Here is a 5,398-nt window from a genome sequence, read left to right as displayed (position 1 = left end):
GCCGGTGGATGGCCGAGCACTGAGGAGCTAGGTCGTCCGCACGCCCCGCGACGCCCCGGCGTGCGCCACCCGCTCGGCCGGCACCGCCCCCAGGCGGCCCTTCTGGAAGTCGCGGAACGCGTCCATGACCTCCTCGCGGGTGTTCATCACGAACGGCCCGCTCCACGCGACGGGCTCCCGCAGCGGACGCCCGCCGAGCAGCACGACCTCGAGCTTCGGGTGCCGGCCGTCCTGGCCCACCGCGGCCGCCACGCGCACCGACTCGCCGGGACCGAACACGACGAGCTGGCCCGTCGACACCGGGCGCCGCTCGGCTCCCGCGTGGCCGTCGCCGGAGAGCACGTAGGCCAGCGCGTTCTGCTCGCGATCCCACGGCACGCGCAGCATCGCGCCCGGCTCGATCGACGCGTGGGCCATCGTCATCGGCGTGTAGGTCGATCCGGGGCCGGGGTGGCCGTCGACCGAGCCGGCGATCACACGCACCAGCGCGCCCGCGTCGGGCGAGGTCACCAGGGACGCCTGCCCGGCCCGCAGGTCCTGGTAGCGGGGCTGTGCCCACTTCTGCGCGCGCGGCAGGTTGACCCACAGCTGCAGGCCGTGGAAGAGGCCGCCGGACGCGACGAGGGCCTCCGGCGGCCGCTCGATGTGCAGCACCCCGCCGCCCGCGGTCATCCACTGCGTGTCGCCGTTGGTGATCAGTCCGCCGCCGCCGTGGTTGTCGGCGTGCTCGAAGGTGCCGTCGATGATGTAGGTGACGGTCTCGAACCCGCGGTGCGGGTGCCACGAGGTGCCCTTGGGCTCGCCCGGGGCGTACTCGACCTCGCCCATCTGGTCCATGTGGATGAAGGGGTCGAGGTCGGCGAGGTCGACCCCGGCGAACGCGCGCCGCACCGGGAAGCCCTCGCCCTCGAAGCCGCGCGGGGCGGTGGTCACGCGACGCACGCCGCGCTCGGTGGCCCCGGTCTCCGGGCCGAGGTCCGCCAGGCGCGGCAGCACGGTCAGGTCGGGGACGGTGACGGCGGGCATCGGTTCCTCCAGCTGGTTGAAGGTTGAACGATACCGCTAACGGCCGAGGTCCTCCAGGGATTCCGCCGCGGGCAGCGTCCCGAGCACCGAGCCCGGGACGACGAGCTTGCGGCCCCGGATCCCGCTGCCGACGACGACGGCGGGGGTCGCGAGCACGGCGGCGTCGACGAGCAGCGGCCACGACGCGGGCAGCCCGAACGGCGTGATGCCGCCGTAGGCCATCCCGGTCAGTTCCACGGCGGTGTCCATCGGCGCGAACGAGGCCTTGCGGACGTCGAGGCGCCGGCGGACGACGCCGTTGACGTCGGCCCGGGTGGTCGCGAGGACCACGCACGCGCCGAGGCGCTGCTCCCCGGAGCGCGAGCCGGCGACGACGACGCAGTTGGCCGAGGCCTCGAGCGGGGAGCCGTAGGCCTCGCAGAAGGCGGCGGTGTCGGCGAGGTCCGGGTCGATCTCGGCGACCGCGCACGAGGCGGCGACGTCGTCGGGCAGGGCCGCCAGCGCGGCGGCGACCGGCTCGGCGAGCAGGTCCGGGCGATCGAGGGCGGGCGCCAGCGTCAGGGTGCCCGCCGCGGGCGCGAGGTCCGCGATCACCAACGGCCGCCCTGCTGGACCTCGACCACCTTCGGGCGCACGTCGACGAGGTAGACCAGCACCGCGCAGAGCGCGACCAGCCAGAGGATGGCGAGGCTCGCGACCGGCCCGCCGACGGAGATCACCAGCAGCAGCGCGCCGACGCCGGTGATGCCGCACCACGCCGGCTTGGTCAGCTTGTCGACCGCGGTGAACGCATCCGCACGCTGCAGGAGGGCGTGGATGAACGCGTACAGGCCGATCGGGATCGCGACGATCCAGATCAGCATCGACAGGTAGTAGTCGAGGTACTCGAACACCGGCACTTGCAGCAGCACAGGCGCGAGGATACGTGCTGGTGGGACCGGTGGACCGGCCCCCGGCTCACGAACGACGACGGCCCCGCCCCCGGGGAGCGGGGGCGGGGCCGTGCGTCGTACGCGGGGAGCGTCAGCTCTTGGCGCGCTTGTCGGCGGCGGTGGTGGCCGCGGACTTCGGGGCGTTCTTCGGGCCCTGCTTCTTCGGGGCCGTCTTGGCGGCGGCCTTGCGGGTGGTGCTGCGGGTCTCCGAGGCCACCTCGTCGCCGGCCTCCTTGACCTCGGCGGCGACCTCGGCGCTGGCCTCGGTCAGCGTCTCGGCGGCCTGACCGGTGGCCTGCTGGGTGTAGCGCGCGGCGCGCTCACCGACCGAGCGGGTCTGCTTGGTGACGCCGGCCAGCACGTTCTCGCCGCGGACGCGGAACTCCTCGACGGTGTCCTCGAGGCGGCTCTCGAGCTCGCTCGAGACCGAGTCGACGGTGGAGATGGCCTGCTTGACCTGCGGCTGGGCCTTGATCTTCGAGTAGGCGCCGGTGCCGCGCTTCACGAGGTCCTCGTAGACGCTGCGCACGGCGGCCAGGTAGGCGTCGGCCAGGCGGCGGAAGTCCTCGGCGGTCAGCTTCGAGCGCAGCTCCTGCAGCTCCGAGGGCAGGTCCTCGACGCGGGCCTGGACCTCGGTGGCGCCGGCCTGCACGCGGGCGACGGCCTCCTGGGCGCTCGCCACGGCGTAGTCGCCGAGGCCGAGCAGCGCCAGCGACGGCGCGCGCAGCGGGTCGACGGCGTCGGAGACGGCCTTGGTGGCCTGGTCGCGGGCCTCGCGGACGTCGAACTTGGTGGGGAACGTGACGGCCATGCTGAATCACTCCATGGATCGGTGACGTGATGATCGTGTCGGGCGGCTGCGGCCCTCGTGGGCGCTCCGCCCGGGGGCACCGGACGCGGTGTCGGCGGCTGTCGGGACGTCGGTCTCGGTGCCGTCTGATGACCACGGTAACACCGGTGCTAGCTGATGCAAGCACAATGCTTGCGCAGATGGCGTGGCGTGTCGCACACCTGGATGGGCCCCTCCGTACGCTGCGGCGATGCCCACGAGAACGGCTCGCGACGTGGCGCGGAGCCAGGGTGCCGCCGTCGCCGCGGTGGCCCTCGGCGGCGCCCTGGGAGCGCTGGCCCGCTGGGGCGTCGGGCTCGCGTCGCCCACCCCGCACGGCGGCTTCCCGACGGCGACCCTGCTCATCAACGTCGTCGGCTGCCTGCTGATGGGGGTGCTCGTCGTGCACGTCGCCGAGGTCCGCGAGGCCCACCCGCTCGTGCGCCCGTTCCTCGGGGTCGGGGTCCTGGGCGGCTTCACGACGTTCTCGACGTTCGCGGTCGACGCCCAGCAGCTGCTCGCCGGGGGCCGGCTCGGCGTCGCGCTGGGCTACCTCGCGGCGACGGTGCTCGGCTCGGTCGGCGCCGCGGCGCTCGGCCTGGCCCTCGCGCGCGCGACGGCCCGGGGCACCCGCCGGTGACCGCGCTCTGGGTCGTCCTCGGCGCCGCCGTCGGCGCGCCGCTGCGCTACCTCACCGACCGCACGGTGCAGTCCGCGCACGGCACCTCGTTCCCGTGGGGCACCGTCACGGTGAACGTCGTCGCCTCGCTCGTGCTGGGCGTCGTCGTCGGGAGCTCTGCCGGGTCGGCCCTCACCGCGGCCGTCGGGACCGGGTTCTGCGGCGGGCTCTCGACGTGGTCGACGCTCGGCTACGAGACGGTCCGCCTCGCCGAGGCCGGGGAGCGCACGCACGCCGTGCTCGACGTCGTGATCCAGACCTTCGCGGGACTCGGGGCGGCGGCGCTCGGTCTCGCCGTCGGCGCCGCGCTGTGAGTCAGCCGACGACCAGCTCGCCGATGGTGTAGATGATCAGCCCGGCCAGCGCCCCGACGACGGTGCCGTTGATCCGGATGAACTGCAGGTCCCGGCCGACCTGGAGCTCGATCTTGCGGGAGGTCTCGGGGCCGTCCCAGCGCTTGACGGTGTCCGAGATGAGCGTGGTGATCTCCGGGGCGTAGCGGGTGACGACGTAGGCCGCCGCGTCGACCACCCACTGGTCGACCTTCTCCCGCAGCGCCTCGTCGAGCACCATCCGCTCGCCGAAGCGGGTGACCCCGTCGGTGACCCGGCGGCGCAGCTCGCTCGACGGGTCCTCGGCCGCGTCGAGGATCATCGCCTTGCCGGTCGCCCACGCGCGGCTGATCAGGCCCTGGACGTCGGGGTGCTCGAGGAGCTGCATCTTGATCGACTCGACCCGCTCGATCGTCTCCTCCTCGTGCTGGAGGTCGCCGGCGAAGCTGGTGAGGAAGCGGTCGATCGCCTTGCGCATGGGGTGGTCCTGGTCGGACTTCACCGCCCACGTGAACGAGAGGGCCTCGGCGTAGAGCCGGTCGCCGATCAGGCCCTCGACGAAGCGCGGCGACCAACTGGGCGCCTGTTTGCTGACGAGCGTCATGACCGTGTCGTAGTTGACGCGGACCCAGTCGTAGATCCGGTCGCAGATCAGGTCGACCACGCGGCGGTGGGAGCCGTCCTCGAGGATCCCCTCGAGGAGCTTGCCCATCGGCGGGCCCCACTGCTGGGCGACGACGCGGCGGGTGATGGCCTGGTCGATGACCGCCTGCACCTCGTCGTCCCGGAGGACCGCGACCGCACCGCGCACGACGGTGGCCGCCTCGGCCGTGACCCGCTCGGCGTTCTCCCGCCGCGAGAGCCACGCCCCGGTCCGGTTCGCGATCCGCGCGGAGCGCAGCTTCTCGCTGACCACCGGCACCGACAGGAAGTTCTCGCCGACGAAGTCCGACAGGCTCTCGCCGAGTTGGTCCTTCTTCCGCGGGATGATCGCGGTGTGGGGGATCTTGATCCCCATGGGGTGACGGAAGAGCGCCGTGACGGCGAACCAGTCGGCGAAGGCGCCGACCATCCCCGCCTCGGCCGCGGCGCGGACATACCCGGCCAGGGCCGGCCCCCCGTGGCGCTCCCAGGTGAGGAAGACGATCCACACGACGGCGGCGCCCACCAGGAACCCCGTCGCCACGACCTTCATCCGCCGCAGGCGCGCGCGCTTGCCCTCCTCGTCCGCGAGTCCGGTCAGCCCGCTCCCACCCGCCGGTCTCGGGACGGCTTCCTGATCCGGTGCCACTGCGCTCACCCCACGAATTGTGCCCCCATCGTGTCAGCGACCCGACGGGGTGAACCGCGAGAGGCTGTGGTGCGAAGCGACGGACGGGGGTCCGGAACGCCCGCACCGTCGTGGACCTCCCGAGCGTTACACAGACGACGCCCCGAGAGGTCGACGGCCTCGACGCGCGATGACGCGCCCCACGACACCCCGTGCGACCGACCGCGCCCGGCCGCACGGGGTTCCCGCGCCCCCGGGTCGCGGTGCTGCCCCACGGCGACCGGGGGGCGCCCTGCGCTGTGCTCGCGCAAGGTGCCGTTGCGCGCCACG

7 protein-coding genes are annotated in these 5,398 nt (G+C 73.5%); 2 read left to right on the top strand and 5 right to left on the bottom strand.

Features of this window, described 5'->3' with window-relative positions; all coding sequences use genetic code 11:
* Positions 1–27: 27 nt before the first annotated feature.
* The 4 genes from AC0CYZ_RS12650 to AC0CYZ_RS12635 form a co-directional block, all read right to left on the bottom strand.
* Positions 28–1,026: a pirin family protein gene (locus AC0CYZ_RS12650; RefSeq protein WP_472215793.1), complete on the bottom strand. Its 999-nt coding sequence runs from the start codon at positions 1,024–1,026 to the stop codon at positions 28–30.
* Between the two features lie 36 nt (positions 1,027–1,062).
* The gene (locus tag AC0CYZ_RS12645) at positions 1,063–1,620 is read right to left on the bottom strand and encodes a YbaK/EbsC family protein (RefSeq protein WP_472215791.1); all 558 of its coding nucleotides are present in this window, start codon (positions 1,618–1,620) and stop codon (positions 1,063–1,065) included.
* Positions 1,617–1,937, bottom strand: a complete 321-nt coding sequence (locus AC0CYZ_RS12640; protein WP_472215789.1) for a DUF2516 family protein — start codon at positions 1,935–1,937, stop codon at positions 1,617–1,619. Before AC0CYZ_RS12640 ends, AC0CYZ_RS12645 begins: the two co-directional genes overlap by 4 nt.
* A 112-nt stretch (positions 1,938–2,049) precedes the next feature.
* Complete coding sequence (locus AC0CYZ_RS12635; RefSeq protein ID WP_472215787.1) at positions 2,050–2,769, bottom strand: hypothetical protein; 720 nt, start codon at positions 2,767–2,769, stop codon at positions 2,050–2,052.
* A 229-nt stretch (positions 2,770–2,998) separates the two neighbouring features.
* On the opposite strand from AC0CYZ_RS12635, the gene crcB reads away from it, so the two are divergent.
* Complete coding sequence (crcB, locus tag AC0CYZ_RS12630; protein WP_472215785.1) at positions 2,999–3,427, top strand: fluoride efflux transporter CrcB; 429 nt, start codon at positions 2,999–3,001, stop codon at positions 3,425–3,427.
* Positions 3,424–3,780 (top strand): fluoride efflux transporter FluC, encoded by a 357-nt coding sequence (locus AC0CYZ_RS12625; RefSeq protein WP_472215783.1) that lies wholly within the window; start codon positions 3,424–3,426, stop codon positions 3,778–3,780. The genes crcB and AC0CYZ_RS12625 overlap by 4 nt, the downstream gene beginning before the upstream one ends.
* Position 3,781: 1 nt before the next feature.
* Here AC0CYZ_RS12625 and AC0CYZ_RS12620 read toward each other — a convergent pair whose 3' ends face one another.
* Positions 3,782–5,098 (bottom strand): DUF445 domain-containing protein, encoded by a 1,317-nt coding sequence (locus AC0CYZ_RS12620; protein ID WP_472215781.1) that lies wholly within the window; start codon positions 5,096–5,098, stop codon positions 3,782–3,784.
* Between the last annotated feature and the right edge of the window lie 300 nt (positions 5,099–5,398).

Source organism: Actinomycetospora sp., from assembly GCF_055612215.1.
Note: the sequence above shows the minus strand (reverse complement) of the source record. Positions and strands in the feature narration are given on the sequence as shown.